Source organism: Sporosarcina sp. E16_3, assembly GCF_017347125.1.
Classification (GTDB): Bacteria; Bacillota; Bacilli; order Bacillales_A; family Planococcaceae; genus Sporosarcina.
Genome location: NZ_JADPRX010000002.1, coordinates 183805 through 203846, shown reverse-complemented (window position 1 = coordinate 203846; position 20042 = coordinate 183805). Strand labels below are relative to the sequence as shown.

Genomic DNA, 20042 nt, shown 5'->3' with positions numbered 1-20042 from the left:
CTCCGTTTCATTTAGACTCCTTTAGGCTAAGTATACCCGCAATTATTGAGATGGAACATCGTAAATTGTAGTTATAGAATTAGACGGGTGAACTAGTCTATTCCTTTCTATTTCAACAAATCTGATCGAATTTCACAAAAAAAAAACACTCATATTGAGCGTTTTTCATGTTATGTTACAAATTCAATTCAATTTCATCTTAATTTTTGTTTTCTCATCCATTGCGTTGCGACCCACTTTTCTCCGGCTATAACGGGTGCTCCACCATGTAAAGTTAACTGATTTAAATCTTCGTCATTATAGAAATATTCGAAGTAAACTGCCATACCTTTTTGTGGCGTTACTGAAAGATTTAGCTTAGGGAAAAAAGTTTCCCCACCCTGTTCTACATCATTTAAGTACATAATTAGCGTACTAATTCTATTATTGTTTGCTACTTTACTAGTTGATGAAAAAAAATCATAATGAGCTTTATACTCTTGACCTGGGGTATATTTAAGGATTTGAAGGCCTTCTCCGTGTTCAATGGGGATATTCATAATAGAAGAGACTCTTTTTTCAACACTAGCAACAATATCGTTTTCATTTTCTTGAAAAAACATACTACTACTTGTTCTTAGTTCATCTACCTCGCGTGTCGTCCCAATTTTTGAACGTTGCATTTTGTCCTTTGACAATCTGATTAGTTCATCGCATTCTTCGTTACTTAAAACATTATCTAAAATTACTATCAATGGTTCTTCATATTTACTGATTATATTAATCTCTCTATCGGTTTTGATTTTATTGCCAACGTGACCAAATATAGTTTGTTCTTTATTCTCCGTTATCATCTTTAAACGACCCCTTAAACTATATGATTTTCAGAACGAGTACGTTTTTTGTAATGAATATATTTGTTAACGGTCTTCTCTGATTAGTTCAATTCTATTTTACCATATAATTTTAATATATCGCAAATTTGTAAAGCATTTTAATATAAGCCATTTTCAAAATGTTGTTGCTATATAGTCGGGATTTTACAAATAGCGTGTATTTCCAACACCGCTTAGTCGCTTGGTGATGGCCTTACGCAATAAGCCCGTCAGAAGATCACGAGGGAGGGATTGAACTGCATCCCTCCTAGGTCTTATTGCTTCGGCGCCCGCAGGATGCGGGTGTGCAGCCTTTGCCGCAGGACGCGGCGATATTAGGCTGCCTTTCATTAGTGTCGCTCCTTCGCTAAATTTGTTCGTTATACAGGTGAGGTATACCACCTAGTTAATTCTAAATAAGTAGTGCCGAATATATAGTTAATCCTAATTAAGTGGTTCAGAATATATATAGTGATTGAGTTAATGATTACACTCCATACCGCCTCGGCAATTTTGGGAACAAAAAAGGTTCCAGTCACCACTATAAATTGGGAAGAATTCAGATGGAAATAGCCCACTCTATGTCAACTTGACACGGAGTGGGCTATATTGATGGATCTTATCTGCTACTATAAGGTAGTTATTTTATACGCCCCGTTTATTCCCCCATATAAGTGTATGCAACTGCGGCAACACTTTAACATCATTCATGATAGGGGAGTTGACAGTCAAATCGATTAGCCATTCATATCGTTTTAGTAATGTTGAAACGAGTTGTGCATCATCAGTTGTCGTCGTATCAGCATTTCCTGTTTGTAGGAAGAAAGGAAACGCCGGGTAACGAAGATGAACCTCTTCTGCAAACTTGAAATCTTCTTCATCGAAAATGACGATTTTCAAACTAGCAGTCGTATCAATCAGTTTCTCCATGAACGTATCCAGTTTGTTGAAATCAGTTGTCATTCCAGAACTCGGTGGTTTTGGAGAAAGGGTAATGTCATCGATTCTCAACAACCAATCCTGCCAAAAGGAAGCTTGCGTTTCAACGGCGACCTTCCATCCTTGTTCATGGCATAGGTCAACAAGTTCCCCGATTCCTTTGTGAAGGGCAGGGTTCCCTCCTGAAATTGTGACATGTGAAAATGATTGTCCACCTATTGCTTTAAGTTCATCTATGATTTCTAGCGGCTGTTTCGGAGTGCTTTTTCCAGAACCATCCCACGTAAAACTGGAATCGCACCAAGAACAAGAATAATCACATCCAGCTGTTCGGACAAACATCGTTTTAAGTCCCATAATGGCGCCTTCCCCTTGAATAGTTGGGCCGAATACTTCCATAATCGGTATTTTTATTTTACTCAAATAATCATGCCTCTCTGCACAGCCAATGTCGTCCGTATTTTATTTCTTTGATTGTGTCATAGGATACTTTGTATCTTTCAGATAAGTTTTTCATTTTCTCCCCTGCAGCGATTTCATTTAAAATGGAATCCCTATCCTCTATAGTTAAGTGTGTTAATCTAGTGTGTATATTTGGTCTTCCTTTAAGGGTTTTACTTATCTTTTTTCGAGTAAGGTCACTTACCTTGGCCCCTTTACGCATAAGCCCGCCTTTTCGAGATTGCTCTATCCGTCCTGGATTTTCTTTGAAATATCTTTTTTGACTTTCAGATTGTTTCTTCTTCGTTTCATCTGAATATTTCTTGCCAAGATTTATTTCTCTTAATTTTTTCTTAGTTTTAGAAGAAACTTTAAGACCAGTACGTCCTTTAGATATATTTTCGGCGTGTTCTTTAGTTTTGGGCTTCCCCTTCAAAGCTTTAGATATTTTTTCTCTGGCTTCATCAGCAAGACCTTCACCACCAAAAGATAGGTTATAGCCATTAGGAGTCGCGGTACAAAGATTTTCAATGTAGTAGGTCTCTCTTTCTCGGAGTTCCTTTAGCGATGAACATTCTTCTAATTCCTCAATCGTGAATTTTTCCCTACCGTATTTCTGGATGGCTTTATTAATAACCATTCCCGAGTACCTGCAATGTTGATTAAACCTATCCTGTAATTTTTGAACTGTAATTCCTACATATTGTTTACCGTTCACTTCATTAGTTAGTACATAGACCTTCATGAAGCAACCCCCCATTAATCTATCCTTTACCTTTATTATAAAGTGATTTCTAGGATAAGAGAATAACTAAGGGCGATATATCACGTATGAGGTCGGCGTTTCTCGGACAATAACTTGGAGACATACTGGCTTATTGCTTCTCGTCAGAAGAACTTCCTGGATTGATTTGCAAATCTGTTCCGCCAATTTCTCCGTCGTCGGGAAATTGCTGTTAAATTCAGGATGATCATTTAGCAGAGAGTGATCGTATTTATCATGAATGAGGTTTTTGAGCTCTTTGAAATCAATCAGAAAACCGATTGGATCAAGTTCATTTCCTCCAATTGTTATATTTAAGTAATAGGTATGTCCATGCATCACTTGGCATTTTCCAGCATCTTCGCTTGGAATGAAATGTGCCGCAGAAAAATGCATGTCTTTGTTTAATTCAAAACGATAAGAATGCTGAACTTGCGGATAAAACTGCTGCATCATTTAGAAACACCAACAGACTTTTTGGATAAATAAGTAGCGAGTCCATCATTCCGTAGCACACAGGCAGGGCATTCCCCACAACCCGTACTCGGGATTCCGTTGTAGCAAGTAAGTGTCTTGTCCTGCACAAATTCAAACGCACCAAGTTCGTCAGACAATGCCCACACATCGGCTTTATCGAGCCACATCAATGGCGTATGGATGACAAACCGTCCGTCCATCGCTAAATTCAAAGTTACATTCAACGACTTTATAAAATTGTCACGACAATCAGGATAACCACTGAAATCCGTTTCACTCACACCTGTGATTAAGTGACGAGAACCAATCGCATCTGCATAAACTGCAGCAAATGAAAGAAACAAATGATTCCTACCAGGAACGAAAGTCGACGGCAATTCGCCTACTACTTCCTTCACTTCAATATCAGCCCGTGTCAAAGCATTCGCTGACAGCTGGTTGATCAAATTCATATCCAGTACTTTGAACGATACGCCTAGCTCGTCTGCAATTTGCCGAGCACACTCGATTTCCTCTGAATGTCGTTGGCCATAGTCAAACGTCACCGTTGCCACTTCACCAAAATTTTTCAATGCCCAAAATAGGCATGTCGTACTGTCTTGGCCACCGCTAAAGACGACAACCGCTTTTTCATTTTTCAATATAAACATCTCCTTAGTTTTTTAGAGAGGGAGTTTTCGAACCTCTTTTTTGAACCCTGTTAATGATAGCATAACTGGGGAATGGATGGGACGGTAAGAGGGGAATTGCAAGTTAACCTCTTAGATGAATAGGGATATGGACACTCACACAATCCGTTTTAAGATTGGAAATAGTTAGTTCTATTAAATCGAGGAGAAGACCGGTAAAATGAGTTACATCTGTATTTAAATTATGTGGTAGAGCCTGAAAAAAGAAAATCACAACTATAAAACCATAAGGAGTCGAATCATGAATATTTTACGAGGTCAAAAAGTTGATATTACAAAAAATACGGCAATTACGGATATTGTTACTGTCTTAGAATGGACGACGATAAACAAAGAAATGGAGATTGACGGAGCGGCATTTTTATTGGATGAAGGTGGACTCTGTAAAAACGATGAGAGCTTTATTTTTTATGGACAACCATATAGTATAGATAAATCTGTAAAGCATTTTAGCTCTACAAACGGGCAAAATGAAATCCACTTATCCTTGGATAAGGTTCCGAATACTATCCAAAAAATCGCACTTACCTTGACTATTCATGAGGGAGAGAGCAAAGGACAAAGTTTCAGTACAGTTTCTTCCGCCCGCTTAATTGTGAAGGATCGATTGAGTGGGCGAATCTTGTTTTCATTTACTTTCGGGGAAGAACTACAGCAAGAGACTGCCATCGTTGTTGGTGAAATCTATAGGCATAACGGTGAGTGGAAGCTGAATCCAGTGGGGAGTGGGTTCAATGGCGGACTTCCCTCTTTATGTGAAAACTTTGGATTGGATGTAATTAACGAACCGATAGCCCCCGTGCCCGCGCCTGTTGAGAAAAAAGAAGTAGTGAAACCTTTAATCGTTACCCTGAGGAAAAAAGAAACGATATCAATCAAGAAAACGACTAAAGTAGTCGCGACGCTGGAATGGAAAAGCAATAAGGATTTGGATTTATATTGTTTTTACGTTACGAAAGACGGAACTGAAGGCAAAGTCTATTATAAAAATCTTGGAAGCTCTACTAGCCTACCGTTCATCACGTTGGATGGAGACGCGAAAAACTCTGGGAAAGAGACGATTACTGTTCATAATCCATCACAGCTTAATTATGTTTTATTTGCAGCGTACAGCGCGGTCTCCAACGGGGTTGGCAGTTTCAAAGCGATGAAAGCGAAAGCAGTTGTCGATAATCAAATGGGACAAAAAATCACATCCCCTTTGTTCGAGGAGAATAAGTATGCTTATTGGGTAGCAATCGCCAAAATTGATTTCACAGATACGCATGAAATGAAAGTAAGTCATGTAGAAACTTACTCGGAATCCGGTACTGAAAGATCTCCCCTTATGTATAAAAATGGGGCTTTTGAAATGAATGTCGGACCTGAGGAATTTAAGTAAGACATGTGCGTGCACGAAGATACAAATTAATTATGTGATGTCTTATAGAAAGTGACACTTCTTTACTATTAATAAAAGAAAAAAACATAGAAAAAGTAAAAGCCTCCAAAATTGCATCTTTGGAGGCTTTTATCCAGTTGAGAAGCATCCCTACACGCAGCGTCTAGGGTTTGATCAAGTTTACTTGGTTATTTTTAGTTAAACAACAGACGTGTTATTAATTATACATATACTAGTGAATGGTATCTTGCACTAAGGTGACAAGGCACCTTAAATTAGTTTTTAGAACTGCCACAGCCCTTAAAGTTGTGGTGTTTTTATTTGTATACAGGTATTCGTTTGCCAGTCGAGTAGCCCCTCTTAAATTACCAAAAAAGAATCCCTTCATCAATTAACTAGATGAAGGGATTCTGCTTACAATCGTTTAAAACTATGTAATTTTGATTTCCAATAGCTGTTGTTTAGACTTGTTACTTGTGATTGCTTGCCTCCAGCATGGACGAACTTATTATTGCCAATGTAAATGCCAACGTGCGAAATGCCTTTACGATATGTATTTTGGAAAAAGACCAAATCACCTGGCTTAGGGGAGGTTACTTTCTTCGATTGTGCAAATTGACCAAGCGTGGTGCGTGAGACGTCTTTTCCTGATTGTTTAAAAGCGTATTGAACAAAACCGCTACAGTCAAAGCCGTTTTTTGTCGTTCCACCAAATATGTAGGGTATAAACCTTAGCTTCATTGCCTGATCAACAACGTTTTTAGAAGCAGTAGATGGCTTAGAAGTTGAGTTGTTTGTACTTGTCAAAAGAGAACTTAGTATCCAACCCGATGTTTTGTTGACTTTTACATGAAACCAGACATCGTTCCCCAGCTTTTTTTGCTGTGAAACTGTTAACGTAGCCCCTTTTTTTACCTTAGCAACGATCTTATTAGTTGTACCAGCAGCGGAACGCACATTGACATTGGTTTTCGCCTTAAAAGTACCGATCTTTTTTGTAGCGTTGCTAGACGCTAAATTGCTATTCTTAGCTGACGTTTGTAAGACTTGATTTGGATAGAGTAAGTCTGATTTTAAGTTATTCCATTTTTTAAGATTGGTAATGGACACCTGGTTTAATTTTGAAATGTCCCATAGCGATTCTCCAGTTTGGACTTTATGTGTGCTTGCTTCTACATCACTAATTGCCATACCAAATGCTAAAGAACCTGCTAAAAGTAGTGAACACGCAATTTTTCTCATTATATATTTCAGCCACCTTTTCTATGAATCATTGAAGTGTCAATGACTATATATATAATAGTAGAGAACTAAGTATGTAAGTACAACAGCAGTTTGATTACAAATTCATTACGTGTTCGTAAATATAACGGGATATCTTGGAGTCATATACAGTTTCCAGGGGGAGGTGGGCGATTAGTATTTATAACTTACTAAAGAACAGCATAAAGTTTCTTTATATTTCAACGAGAATGAAAGTATCAAAATTCGCTGCGCTACACCATGGAGATGTATAGAAGGACGACTCTAGTTATAGGAGCACTTATTCTCGTTTTTGAGTGTGTTTATTTTCACAGTGGGATTAAGTATGGAGAAACTATATTTCAAATTTCGTATTTTTTTAACAAGTGAAATGGACCTTTATTTCATATATGTATTCCTTTCATATACCAATGTAGTTGACTCTATTGGGAATGAGCAATTCTTATAGGTTAAGTTGACCAGGTCATAATAATAAAATGAAGAAAGTAGGTATGATAGAATGGAACTATAAAAGGGTTTGGGTTGGTAATTCGAATAGGTATTGTCAAAAATGAATGTGAAAACTCCACTTTTCGAAACAGAGTGAACGTTCACTGAACCTCGCTTCACTTGATTCTGATAATTATCCTATTCAGTAATCAAAGTTTCGATTGGATAAACAACTACGAACGAATCGTAGTCTAGGAACCACGTTAAAGTACCAAAATTTTCTACATTGATCTGCATGGTTATAAAATAACTGTACAAAGCAGGACGGGGAAATGGAACAATTTTGACGGTTACCAATTCACTCTATCTTTGTTCGGTAAATAATGTAATAAAGTGAGGGAAACAACAGATGCCATTCACAACTACGTTACTAATATTGCTCGCCTTAGTGATCTATTTACTGTTATGTTTTTATATCGGATACAATGGTTGGGTATGGCTAAAAACGACGCAATTTGCTGCCTACAAGAAAACCTATATCATACTAATGGTCCTACTTAGTTTATCCTTTTTCATCGGACGGTTTTGGTCATGGTTACCTATCCAATTCATCGGCGGATTTTGGCTCGTGCTATTTGGATATAGTTTATTAGTATTGCCCTTGATTAATCTCGCTGTCTATCTATTGAAAAAGAAATGGATTTTTCAAATCGGATTAGGGACAATCTTATTCTTTGTTATTCTCCTTATCTATGGTTCGTACAATGCTTGGAGTCCCGTTGTCACAACGTATGAGGTGACTATTGATAAACCAGCAACAGAAAAAGAGTTGAAAGTTGTCGTTTTTTCCGATCTTCATCTCGGGGGAATTGTGGGTGAAAAGCATCTTGAACGTTTAGTTGCAGAGGTAGAGGCATTACGCCCCGATCTAATCTTAATTCCTGGTGATATTATCGATGACTACATCGCTCCATACCTGGATAAAGGGATGGGGAAAACATTGGGGGAACTTCATGCACCACTTGGCGTTTACGCGGTACCGGGGAATCATGATTATTATGGCAACGATGTTGATCAATTAGTCGTTGAAATGGATAAAATCGGCATCCAAGTACTAGCAGACGAAGCAGCACTCGTAGCCAATGATTTTTACATAGTTGGTCGAAAAGACCTGGCGGCAAAGAGTAGGAGGACAACAACCGCGTTAGTTGCCGGTTTAGACCAGAACAAACCACTGATTATGATGGACCATCAGCCCGTTGAATTTGACGAGGCAAGTGACAGTGGCATTGATTTGCTGTTATCGGGGCATACGCATAGAGGGCAACTATTCCCTGCTAATCTAATTACTCGATTGATCTTTGAAAATCATTATGGCTATTTAAAAAAAGAGCAGCTTCATTCAATCGTAACTTCCGGTTTTGGTACATGGGGACCCCCACTTAGAATCGGTAGCCGTGCTGAAATCGTAGAAATCAATCTTAAATTCCATAAATGAAACGCAGAATAACAGGAAACCTTGAGACGAAGGGGAACTAAAAGTCGGGGTTCTTATCCAGAAGGAAATAAAGCAAATGATTGACCCAAATAGATGTGGTAGTTAGAAGAATTTAAATTATTTGTCTATGAAGAAAACCTCGTTAAAACTAACCGAATGTCGCACAAGTGCCAGATTATAAAAGCAAAAAACAGCTGAAAGAAAAGGGATTCCTTTTCTTCCAGCTGTTTTCTTATGGTTATTTATTTTCGAAATCACAGACTTACATACGAATTAATCTGAAATAAACATTCAAGTGTGAATTACTCACTTGTTTGCTAGATTGGAACGAAATTCCCAGAAAATAAAAATGAATAATCTGTCCTAATTCTTGTTTCTGATTAATATATATATACAGAGGCTTGTACTTCAGTTAGGGAAAAGGGGGGACAACATGAAGTTTAAAAAATCTTTAGCTTTATTGTTAGCAGGAGGTTTGGTGGCAGGCATGTTAGCGGGCTGCGGTGGTAAGGCCAAAACGGGTGGAGAAAAAGGTTTACCGATTATTAAAATCGCTACTCAGACGCCATTATCAGGAGGTAGTGCTGCAATTGGAGAAGTAATTAAGCTAGGTGCACAGCTTGCATTAGACGACCAAAAGGACAAGTTTAAAGAATTAGGATTTGAGTTACAGCTTGTACCTTATGATGACCAAGCCGATCCCAAAAAAGGAGTGGCCAATGCTCAATTAATAGGTGCAGATAAATCTATATTCGCAGTTGTCGGTCACTTCAACTCAGGCGTAGCTATCCCGTCTTCAGAAGTATATGAAAAATACAGTATTGCAATGGTTTCACCAGCCAACTCAGCAACAGAAGTTACGGATAGAGGATTAAAAACAGTAAATCGTATCGTTGCTCGAGATGATTCTCAAGGTCCAGCAGGAGCTAATTATGCGGTTAACACATTAAAAGCAAAGAAAATCTTTATCGTTCAAGATAAAACAGCATACGGTACTGGGCTTGCGAAAGCCTTTGAAAAAGGTGCTGAAGAAGCAGGAGCTGAAATTCTTGGGTTTGAAGGGATCACGCTTGGAGAGAAAGATTTTAATGGAGTTCTAAACCAAATCCTTTCCAAGAAACCAGATCTAGTATACTTCGGGGGAATCTACGCAGAAGGCGGGCTTTTAATAAAACAAGCACGCGAAAAAGGTATTAATATCCCGATAATGGGTGGAGATGGATTAGATTCTTCTACACTCGTTGAAATTGCTGGAGATGCAATTAAAAATACGTACATTACTACTCTAGCAGGAGATCCCGCTGAATCAGAAGCTGGAAAAGAGTTTATGGAAAGGTATAAATCAATAAACAATCGAGATGCAGAAGCATACTCAGTTTACGGCTATGACACAATGGGTGTGGTATTGAAAGGTATCGAGAACGCAATTACAGCAAATAATAATAAATTGCCGACACGCGAACAAGTAAGAGATGCTGTTCGTGGAATAAAAGATTATCAAGGTGTATTGACAACAGTAAGCTTTGATGACATTGGCGACAATGAGTATGCAAAAGTGTTTATTTTCAACTACAAAGAAGCTAGTTATCCACCGCAATTAGAAGGTGAAGTTGAAAAATAAGTAGGCTGATGGGTATGATTCATTTTGACTGTCTAGCTCCAGGCGCCAGCCGCTCGGGTCATAAGCAATCCAGCTATGTGGCAAAGAGCGCCACGTCGCCGGATCGACTTATGCCTGTCGCGTCTAGCGGGCGCCTTGCGCTTTTCTTAGTGAGAGTACCCTTTTCTTCTATACACCTTAGACAAGGAGGTAACTTATGCTGAACGAAGTAATACAAACAATACCGCAAGTCTTGATTGATGGTCTTGCCTTAGGAACTGTGTATGCTGTAATTGCTTTAGGGTACACAATGGTTTATGGAATACTGGAATTAATTAACTTTGCACACGGTGAGATCTTTATGACAGGTGCTTTTATTGGGACAGCTTTACTAATCTTTATGACAGGAACTGGATGGGGTTCTGCGCTTCCTGCCATTGTTATGCTAATTATTGTACTCATAGTAACTGCTTTCCTAACAGGTTTTTTGGGGATGGGTATTGAAAGATTGGCATATAGACCATTACGTAATGCACCTAGATTGATCCCGCTTATTACAGCTATCGGCATTTCATTTTTATTGCAAGATATTGTTAGATTTATCGCAGAATTAACGAAAGGAAACTACATTGTAACGGGACCTAGTCTTTTTACAGAACAAGTTTTGATTAAAACATCATCCATAAGTTCCATTTTTAACGATGCATCAATAAAAACATCATTTATTATTGTGCTGGTTACGGCGGTTGTTATGATGGTTGCTCTAGATATATTTGTGAATAGGACAAGATGGGGAATGGCGATGCGGGCTGTAGCACAAGATCGAGAAACCGCTTCTTTAATGACTGTAAATGTGAATAAAGTTATTTCAATTACCTTTTTTGTAGGATCTGCACTTGGTGGCGCTACGGGGGTATTGTTTGCTGTACAATACGGAACCATTGACCCTTATATTGGGTTTATTCTCGGGTTGAAGGCATTTACCGCGGCAGTATTAGGCGGCATAGGAAATATCCGTGGCGCAATGATTGGCGGTTTACTACTTGGGGTGCTAGAAATGTTTGCCTCCGCAAATTTAACACTTTTAACTGGTGGCGTATTTGGTGCCGAATACAAAGATGTGTTTGCATTTGCGATATTGATCATCGTGTTACTTTTTAAACCGGAGGGCTTATTAGGCAAACCGGTCACTGAGAAAGTGTAGGTGAGAAGATTGAAAACTCTATGGAAAAAATATGAACAAAACAAACTTGCGCATGGAATCTTTCTTCTAATTTACATCGGGGTTACTTCACTAAGTTTATATACGGCACAGAAGTCAGTTACCGCGTTTCTACTTCTATTGACTTCATTATTACTACTATATTTTACAAAGTTTACTAATCTGACAAAGTGGTTGATAGCGGGATTTGTGCTAGTGTTTTTACTTCCGTTCACTGCTAGTAATGGAGATGCTTATCAATCTTATATGGAAGTCTCCACACTTGTGGGCATCTATATTGCTATGGCTTTAGGGTTGAATATTGTAGTTGGAATGGCTGGCCTTCTCGATTTGGGCTTTGTCGCATTTTTCGCAGTTGGAGCATACACATATGGTATTTTTGCTACAGCGCAAGCATCTAATTTTATGCCATTTGGAACTTTCCCTTTATCAGGAGAAAGCTTTTGGCTATTTATAATCATTGGAGGCTTGGTAGCTGCATTGTTTGGAATACTACTTGGAATACCTGTTCTTCGGGTTAAGGGAGATTATCTAGCTATTGTAACGTTAGGTTTTGGAGAGATTATTAGAATAATATTTAATAATCTAGATCGCCCCATAAATATTACAAACGGTGCAATGGGAATTTCTTCTGTCACGCCACCTAGATTGTTTGGAATCGATTTCCTTTATCCTAGCCAATTTTATTACATTGTACTTGTGCTTTTATTTTTCACGATTTTTACAGTTCGCCGTTTTGAACACTCCAAAATAGGCCGTTCGTGGAAAGCTGTTAGGGAAAATGAAATAGCTGCTCAAGCTATGGGTGTCCCTTTAGTTCGCACAAAACTAATGGCGTTTGCAATTGGTGCTACCTTCTCGGGGATGATGGGGGTCGTCTTTGCTGCTAAACAAGCTTTTGTAGATCCTACAAGCTTTACACTACTTGAGTCAATTACGATATTAGTAATGGTAGTTCTCGGGGGGATGGGAAGTGTCCCTGGCGTTATTCTTGGGGCGGCTGTTATGACGATTCTGAATCTCCAGGTATTGACGGAAATGACAAATTGGTTGAACCAACTAAGCTTGTCAGGAATAATCTCAATTCCATACGCATTATCACCAGCTAAAATGCAACGGTTTATATTTGGGGCGCTATTGATCCTGTTTGCTTTATATAGACCAAAAGGACTATTGCCGGCAAAAAACCGTATATTTGTTGAAAAGGACTTACAAGGAGCAAACAGGAAAGCTAAGTTAGTAACCCCGCAGGAACAATCGGAAAATGAGTAGCTGTAGCAGAAGGAGGTACAGTAATTGTCTATTTTAGAAGTTCGAAATTTAACTAAAAAGTTTGGTGGTTTAACAGCAAACCAAGATGTATCAATGACAGTGGAGAAAAATTCAATTACAGCAGTTATTGGACCGAATGGTGCTGGTAAAACAACATTTTTTAATATGATTACGGGTGTGTATCAGCCAACGTCAGGCATAATACTTCTTGAAAATGAAAAGATAAACGGATTACAGCCGCATGACGTATCGAAAAAAGGCATTTCTCGAACATTTCAAAATATCCGCTTGTTTAGTGAAATGTCAGTACTTGAAAATGTTCTTGTTGGAATGCATAACAATTTAAAGGCAGGTCTACTGGGAATCTTGTTAAATCTTCCTGCCATTCGTAAGGAAGAGAAGGCTTCAGAGATGAATGCATACAACTTATTGGAATATGTAGGACTAGCTGATTCTTTAAATGAAAAAGCATGCAATCTAAGCTATGGAGCACAAAGAAGACTGGAAATCGCAAGGGCTCTTGCTGCAAATCCTAAGGTTTTATTATTAGACGAACCTGCGGCAGGCATGAATCCAAAAGAAACAAAAAACCTAACACAGCTCATACAGAGCATGAAACATGAATTCAATCTAACTGTTATCTTAATTGAGCACGATATGAAGCTCGTCATGGAAATCTCTGAACATATCGTTGTATTGGATCACGGCGAAAAAATTGCGGAAGGTAAGCCTGAAAACATCAGAAATAATCCAAAGGTTATAGAAGCATACCTAGGATCGGGAGCTATTCAAACGGGATAGGGGGACAATATATGCTTCAATTAGTAAATGTTGAATCCTATTATGGTGGAATACACGCCTTAAAGGGTATAGACGTATCAGTGGAAAAGGGAGAAATTGTAACACTTATAGGTAGCAATGGTGCTGGGAAATCAACGACACTAAAGTCCATAAGCGGATTGGTGAAAGTAAAGACTGGCAACATTTTATATAATGGGACTGAAATTTCAAACAAGCCTGCCCATGAAACGACTTTACTAGGAATTGCTCATGTTCCCGAAGGTCGAAGGATCTTTTCGAAATTGTCGGTAAAAGAAAATTTACTAATGGGCGCATTCTCAGTAAAGAATAAAAATGTGATTGATGAAAGAATGGAAAAAGTCTTTCACTTTTTTCCTAAATTGAAAGACCGTATCGAGCAAAAGGGTGGGACGATGAGCGGTGGAGAACAACAGATGCTTGCCATCGGGCGAGCACTCATGATGAAACCGGATTTATTAATGCTAGATGAACCTTCAATGGGACTGGCTCCAATCATTGTGGAACAAATTTTTGAAATCATAAAAGAATTAAATCAAGAAGGCATAACCATTTTACTTGTGGAACAAAATGCTTATCAAGCTCTACAAATTGCGCATAGAGGTTATGTTATTCAAACTGGGAAAATAAAACTTCAAGGAAACGGCCATGACTTAATTACGAATGAAGAAGTCCGGGAAGCGTATTTAGCATAGTAGTAACTGTGTCAAATATTAAATATAGGAGTTTTTGGCCAATCTATATATGTTGTAATAAAAAAACATTGAATTAGCTACGGCTCTTCGTGGACGCCTACCGCGAAAATCCCGGCAGAAAATCACTACCAGTCTTATCGCGCCGCTATTGGTGTTCAGTTACTGACACTAAATAGCGCCTTCGCTTTATTTATATATGTGTTCATTTGTTCAACTTATATATTCAACAACGCTTAGGTAGTAACTATCCAAGCGTTTTTTTGTGAGTTGAAACAAACGACTTGTAGCAAGATTAGAAAATGATCAAGTTTAGGGAAGACAGCTTTTTTGATTGAAGCACTAAGATGCTTTGAATTATGAAATTGATGTTTTTTGTCTAATGAAGGAACTATGACCGTAAATAGAGAACAAGTAATTATAAGATGAGAATATTATCAAGAATACATTGGGGGTTATCACATGAAATTATTAGTTATTGGCGGAACATCGTTTGTCGGTCGTCATATCGTAGAACAGTCACTACTAAACGGACATGAGGTAGTACTATTCAATCGTGGAAAAACAAATCCGGATTTATTTCCTGAGTGTCGTCATATTATTGGGGATCGTCGGGCACATATGGATCAGGCGGCTCTAGAACATTGGGACGCTGTCATTGATACGAGCGGCTATACGCCGAATGATGTAAAACCGGTTATTGAAGCACTGAAAGAAAAGATCGACCATTATACATTTATTTCAACGATTTCAGTGTATGATGATCACTCAAAAGGCGATGTAAATGAGAATAGCTCGACATTTACACATACTATCACTACAGATGAAGTGACAGGCGAAACGTACGGTCCTTTAAAGGTAATGTGTGAAAAAGAAGTGAATGACGGATTTGGCAGTAAAGCTCTCATTGTTAGACCTTGCATTATCGTAGGTCCGGATGATCCAACAGATAGATTCACATATTGGGCAATGCGTACTGTTGAGGAAGGACCTATTGCCATACCGGGAGGCGACCGGAAAGTACAGTGGATTGATGTTCGTGATTTAGCTAAATGGATTGTAGAAATGATTGAGGAGAAGAAATCAGGGACGTTTAATGCGGCTTCTCAACCAGTTTCATTCGAAACGTTCATCGATGAATTAACTTCTGAACAAGGAACTGAGATAATCGCCATTCCCGACGCTATCGTGGCAAAAGTAGTGATGGATCCAAAGTATCGTTTTCCATTCTGGATTCCGATTTCTGAACAATATCCACAAGGATTTTTCATTGTAGATACATCTAATGCTACAAAGGCCGGGCTTTCAATTCGTCCCCTGCGAGTTACTGCAGATGACACAAGAGAATGGGCAAAGCATCTTGATGCTGAAAAATGCAAAGTTGGTCCAACGAACGAAATTGAGAAATTATTGATTAACAAGGTGATGGAGTAATTAAAAAGCATCAGGTTCCGATTGAATTCCGAATCGATTAGAACCTTATGCCTTTTTTACTCTACTCCCATATTAATTATTTTCCGTAACTACTTAGGTATCTATGTTGACGTGAAAAATTCTATCAACAACACTTGTCGCTTGGAGATGCCTTCGCTGGAGAGTAGATAGAATCACTTGTTAAACCTACATAGATCCTATTGCAATGAGAATTCTCCACGGACAACAGAGACGAGCGAGGAAAGAATATCACGATTTTGTTTACGAAGCGTGGGAATAGATCTGCGGATTTGGTCAAATTGTTTAGCCCCTTCATTTTTACGGAAGTGGCCTGATACTATGTGTTTCACTTTTATCATTTGGATGTCCCGATCTGCCTAACTGCTATCGAAAGGGGCGCTTGTGTCCCAAATAAACCGCAATAGAGCGGTTTTATGGAGCTGTAAGCGTGCAGCTAGATTAGGGGCTTTTTTTTATTTTTCCTCGTTTTCGGGGCATCGGGTGCAGGATCCGTCGCCCATTCTTTTCACCGCTCTCAAGAATTCGGTCGTAGCGCTCTTCCCATTCAAGGGCAACCGCTTCCTTTATCGGTATATCCTCTAGTCTCCGCTTTTATTTGTGGCGACAGTCTTCCTGTAAAAGTCCTTTCATATATCTTCCTTATGTATTAACTTGCCTTTTTTACTTAAAGGTAAAATTTCACAGCGGACATAAAAACTTCTGCGTCATTTTTAGATCAAATAATATTAAGGTATTTATAAATGATACACCCTCAAAAGCTTTACTACTCCACACCTATTTATTGACTAATACAAATTTAATACGTATAATACCAAGTAAACAGGTAAGGATAGTCTGTGTCGAGAGTATCCTTGAAAGGATGTTTACTATGACAAGTAAAGCGATTTCAATTTATGCAAATCAATTATACCTTTCGGGATCTCTTCATCTCCCAGAAGGAGCGCATCATAGAAAGGTTCCGCTTATTGTTTTATTGCATGGATTTGTTGGTAGTAAAGTGGGTGAACATCGGTTATTTGTGAAAGCAGCACGGTATTTCACGAAGAAGGGATATGCAGTTTTTCGTTTTGATTTTAGTGGTTGCGGGGAAAGTGACGGGGATTATGCAGATGTTACGGTAACAAAGCAGCTGAGTGAGGTTCAGGAGGTGCTAAATTATGTATCGGTGTTACCTGAAGTAGATGCAAATAATATTATTTTAATTGGACATAGTCTTGGTGGTGCTGTCGCTTCATTAACAGCTGCAAAAGATCGCCGAATACGTAAACTTATTTTATGGTCGCCAGTGGGTAAGCCATATGAAGATATTGCTGAAATTCTAGGCACTAGTGCTATGATAACTGCAGAAACAAATGGGGTAGTTGATTATTGTGGTTTTTATGTCAGTCAAATATTTTTAACAGATTTGAAAAATCACCATCCCCTTGGAGCGATTCGTTCGTATCAAGAGGCGGCGTTGATCATTCATGCAGAACAGGATGAAGATATACCAAAAGAACATGCCGCCCGTTATTTCGCATCATTGCAACAAAGGCCAATTCTTGAACGAGTCAATACGCATTATATTGAGGGGGCAGACCATACGTTTTCAAGCTACGCATTTGAGCATGAATTATTTACGAAATCTGCTGAATGGCTTGGAAAGTGTTATGTGTTTCCCAGGAAAATAGCATTGTAGGGCAAAAATGATTCAAAGAGGTTTATGGGCTAATAATAGAGCCTATAAACTTTTTTTACTTTCTTTTCAAAAATAGTGTCCCTTATGTATATACTGCCCCATTTAAGGCTTACGTACGAGAACCAGCTACCTGGAAAAGGTGACGGGATATAGATGGAATCCAGCGTGGAAAACATGGGAAGGCCCAGGAATTGGTAGTTCATTCCTGGGCCTCACTAAGTTCAAATCGGTTGTTCTTCAGGCAGTTTTCTTACGTTCTGTACGATCAACAACGGCGGCACCGACAATATCTCCTACGACATTGGTCGCAGTTCCACCCATACCGATAATGGCGTCCACCCCAGCAATTAATGCAACAATTTCAAGAGGTAATCCAAACATTGTCAGGACGGCTGATAAAGTGATTAAACCTGCCCCGGGAACACCTGCTGTACCAATAGACAGGAGTGTACCTATCACGATGATCATGAAAAGATCTGAAACGGAAAGATTCAGGTTTGTAATGTTTGCAGCAAAGACAATTGACACACCCATCCGGAGCGCTCCACCGTCAGAGTTGAACACGGCGCCTAAAGGAAGTGCGAAATTTGCTGTCTTGTCTGAAATGCCGGCTTTCTTTGCCGCATTGATTGCGATTGGAAGAGAGGCAATACTACTGGATGTGAAAAAGGCGGTCGTGTATGCATCCTTTGTCTGTTTGAAAAAATTGACGATGGGTGTACCGGATAACTTCAAAAAGGCCGTATAGACGAATACCCACAGAATAAGTAGTCCTAAATAGAAAATCGCTGTAAATGTTAGCAGTGCTTTAAAGGTCTCTAAGCCTTGACTGCCGAATGCAGTAGCACTGATGGCGAAAATACCGATGGGTGCATATAACAAGACGCCACTCAAAATTTTGTAAAACATGATGTTAAGTGCAGTAAACATCTTGTCTAGCATCGCTCCATATTCCATCATTGGTTTATCCGGAGAGAATTTCATCATTGAAATTGCCATCCCGATAATGACCGCTACAAATAAGATGGCCATCAAATCGCCAGTAGTGAAGGCGGCAAAAATATTCTTGGGCACGATTTGTAGTAAAACATCGGAAAAGTGGGGCATTACCGGTTTGTCGACAGTGACATTAGGCAAAATCATGTTTTTACCAGGAGCAAACCATAACGCAAGTGATAGTCCAATCAAAACAGCAGCCGCTGTAGTTGCTGTATAATAAATGATCAGTTTTCCGCCAATCCGACCCAGCTGTGTAACATTCATTTGGTTCACAGCTAAGACAACTGTCAGGAAAATGACTGGAAGGGCTACCAAGCTTAAGAGATTTAAGAGCAAGGTGCCAAGTGGACTAAGAAAACCAACGTTTGTTCCGAAAACGATGCCTACAATCGCACCGAGGATAAAACCGGTAGTTATTTTCACGACAAACGGAACTTTTATATATATTTCCCATAATGATTTCATTGTTTCATCACCTTATCTTAAAAGTTTTTTAGCGTACTCTATATGTTAACATACAAAAAGGTACCCGGTACTAACACGATTTGAAATCGTATCAGAACAAGGCACCAAAAGTTAAAAGAGAACTACCATTTCTCCTCGGAATGCAACCCAGTGTTGTCAATCCCACTTCAGTTGGAGGGCTGAGGAAGTGATTATGACGGCCCCTTGAATGCTGTACTTGTGAACTTTTTTCCTTACCTCTAAAACCCAAAATAATTACGAAGTAAATAAGCCACCCATTTACAATGAGGGTGAGTTCGAATGTTTTCAAGTAACCCTTTTACAAGAACAGGACTTAAAGTCGGTTCAAGTAGCTGTTGCTTCAGCAGGATTAACGATTCCTTTTCAATAGACTCCGCAATTTCTTCAATACACTGTTCAATGATGACTAGGATTTGCTCCTTCGTTACTTCCTTCTGCGTCGGTTGTTTAAACAGTTGAACCAACTCAGTTGAGATAAAAGGGATTGTAATATGTTTGGCAAGTAAATTCGTTTTCTCCACTAGTGACTCGGCGAGTAAATTTAAATCTAATGGCAGGTTGTGGAATAAAAATAACTCTGAATAGGTTTTCATAAAACCTTTAATGCAGTAAATTAAATCGTACTTTATCTGTTCAATCTCTTCACCGTATAATCGTTCTACCATTGATAAGATTACTTTTTCCATCAATTGATCATAGGCGAGAATTTTTAAGATGAATTCCTCGTTAAAGGATTGCATTTGTTCTTTAATAAGGATTTTGCCGAAGTCAGAGTGCTTATGAAAAGAATCGAAAATGGTGTAATAAAATTTGTATAACAAATCTCCATCATTTTTTGTGTTTTTGACCTCATAGTCAATGTTGGTTATAAATTGGGTCATGAAATGATCAATCAATGCTAAAATCAATTCGTCCTTTGACTTGAATGATAGGTAGAAGGCGCCTTTAGAAATACCACAATGTGCTGTTATCTGTTGTACAGAGGTAGCTTCGAAGCCCTGTTCCGCAAAAAGTTCTAAGGCCTTATCCATGATTAGTTGTTTTTTTATCATTATGATTTAATCGCTCCTAAGGTTTTTCGTTGA

General features: G+C 38.7%; 18 protein-coding genes and 1 riboswitch. Of the genes, 9 read left to right on the top strand and 9 right to left on the bottom strand.

The features are described from left to right. Nucleotides 1-194 precede the first annotated feature (194 nt). The 6 genes from I2483_RS03385 to queC form a co-directional block, all read right to left on the bottom strand. Nucleotides 195-833, bottom strand: a complete 639-nt coding sequence (locus tag I2483_RS03385) for a 2OG-Fe(II) oxygenase (RefSeq protein ID WP_207173944.1) — start codon at nt 831-833, stop codon at nt 195-197. Between the two features lie 186 nt (nt 834-1019). Beyond that, on the bottom strand, nt 1020-1205 hold the full coding sequence (locus I2483_RS03380) for a hypothetical protein (protein WP_207173943.1): 186 nt from the start codon (nt 1203-1205) through the stop codon (nt 1020-1022). A gap of 294 nt (nt 1206-1499) precedes the next feature. Then, nucleotides 1500-2192, bottom strand: coding sequence for a 7-carboxy-7-deazaguanine synthase QueE (gene queE, locus I2483_RS03375; protein WP_207173990.1), 693 nt, complete (start codon nt 2190-2192; stop codon nt 1500-1502). 28 nt (nt 2193-2220) lie between these two features. After that, a complete protein-coding gene (locus tag I2483_RS03370; RefSeq protein WP_207173942.1) occupies nt 2221-2979 on the bottom strand; it encodes a GIY-YIG nuclease family protein in 759 nt (252 codons plus the stop codon). Nucleotides 2980-3045: 66 nt separating this feature from the next. Continuing rightward, nucleotides 3046-3453: a 6-carboxytetrahydropterin synthase QueD gene (gene queD / locus I2483_RS03365; protein WP_207173941.1), complete on the bottom strand. Its 408-nt coding sequence runs from the start codon at nt 3451-3453 to the stop codon at nt 3046-3048. Then, entirely contained in the window at nt 3450-4115 is a 666-nt protein-coding gene (gene queC, locus I2483_RS03360) for a 7-cyano-7-deazaguanine synthase QueC (protein WP_207173940.1), read from the bottom strand. Before queC ends, queD begins: the two co-directional genes overlap by 4 nt. A 7-nt stretch (nt 4116-4122) precedes the next feature. Next, nucleotides 4123-4166, bottom strand: a riboswitch (PreQ1 riboswitch). A 238-nt stretch (nt 4167-4404) separates the two neighbouring features. Between queC and I2483_RS03355 the strand changes: the two genes are divergently transcribed. Further along, a complete protein-coding gene (locus I2483_RS03355; RefSeq protein WP_207173939.1) occupies nt 4405-5544 on the top strand; it encodes a TerD family protein in 1140 nt (379 codons plus the stop codon). Between the two features lie 414 nt (nt 5545-5958). Here the strand turns inward: I2483_RS03355 and I2483_RS03350 are convergent, their stop codons facing one another. Continuing rightward, entirely contained in the window at nt 5959-6786 is an 828-nt protein-coding gene (locus tag I2483_RS03350; RefSeq protein WP_218624845.1) for a C40 family peptidase, read from the bottom strand. An 859-nt stretch (nt 6787-7645) separates the two neighbouring features. On the opposite strand from I2483_RS03350, the gene I2483_RS03345 reads away from it, so the two are divergent. The 8 genes from I2483_RS03345 to I2483_RS03310 all read left to right on the top strand — a co-directional run bounded on the left by I2483_RS03345 (nt 7646) and on the right by I2483_RS03310 (nt 17472). Beyond that, nucleotides 7646-8734, top strand: coding sequence for a metallophosphoesterase (locus I2483_RS03345; RefSeq protein ID WP_207173938.1), 1089 nt, complete (start codon nt 7646-7648; stop codon nt 8732-8734). Between the two features lie 433 nt (nt 8735-9167). After that, complete coding sequence (locus I2483_RS03340; protein ID WP_207173937.1) at nt 9168-10355, top strand: branched-chain amino acid ABC transporter substrate-binding protein; 1188 nt, start codon at nt 9168-9170, stop codon at nt 10353-10355. Between the two features lie 196 nt (nt 10356-10551). Beyond that, a complete protein-coding gene (locus tag I2483_RS03335) occupies nt 10552-11538 on the top strand; it encodes a branched-chain amino acid ABC transporter permease (RefSeq protein ID WP_186670853.1) in 987 nt (328 codons plus the stop codon). A 9-nt stretch (nt 11539-11547) separates the two neighbouring features. Next, nucleotides 11548-12828: a branched-chain amino acid ABC transporter permease gene (locus I2483_RS03330; protein ID WP_207173936.1), complete on the top strand. Its 1281-nt coding sequence runs from the start codon at nt 11548-11550 to the stop codon at nt 12826-12828. Nucleotides 12829-12852: 24 nt separating this feature from the next. Further along, complete coding sequence (locus I2483_RS03325; protein WP_207173935.1) at nt 12853-13629, top strand: ABC transporter ATP-binding protein; 777 nt, start codon at nt 12853-12855, stop codon at nt 13627-13629. An 11-nt stretch (nt 13630-13640) separates the two neighbouring features. Then, on the top strand, nt 13641-14342 hold the full coding sequence (locus I2483_RS03320; protein WP_207173934.1) for an ABC transporter ATP-binding protein: 702 nt from the start codon (nt 13641-13643) through the stop codon (nt 14340-14342). A 459-nt stretch (nt 14343-14801) separates the two neighbouring features. Then, a complete protein-coding gene (locus I2483_RS03315; RefSeq protein ID WP_207173933.1) occupies nt 14802-15773 on the top strand; it encodes an NAD-dependent epimerase/dehydratase family protein in 972 nt (323 codons plus the stop codon). An 889-nt stretch (nt 15774-16662) separates the two neighbouring features. Further along, nucleotides 16663-17472 (top strand): alpha/beta hydrolase family protein, encoded by an 810-nt coding sequence (locus tag I2483_RS03310; RefSeq protein WP_207173932.1) that lies wholly within the window; start codon nt 16663-16665, stop codon nt 17470-17472. A gap of 237 nt (nt 17473-17709) precedes the next feature. On the opposite strand, the gene I2483_RS03305 is transcribed toward I2483_RS03310, so the two are convergent. Together I2483_RS03305 and I2483_RS03300 are read right to left on the bottom strand one after the other, a co-directional pair. Further along, the gene (locus I2483_RS03305) at nt 17710-18936 is read right to left on the bottom strand and encodes a dicarboxylate/amino acid:cation symporter (RefSeq protein WP_207173931.1); all 1227 of its coding nucleotides are present in this window, start codon (nt 18934-18936) and stop codon (nt 17710-17712) included. 239 nt (nt 18937-19175) lie between these two features. After that, nucleotides 19176-20009: a TetR/AcrR family transcriptional regulator gene (locus I2483_RS03300; RefSeq protein ID WP_207173930.1), complete on the bottom strand. Its 834-nt coding sequence runs from the start codon at nt 20007-20009 to the stop codon at nt 19176-19178. Between the last annotated feature and the right edge of the window lie 33 nt (nt 20010-20042).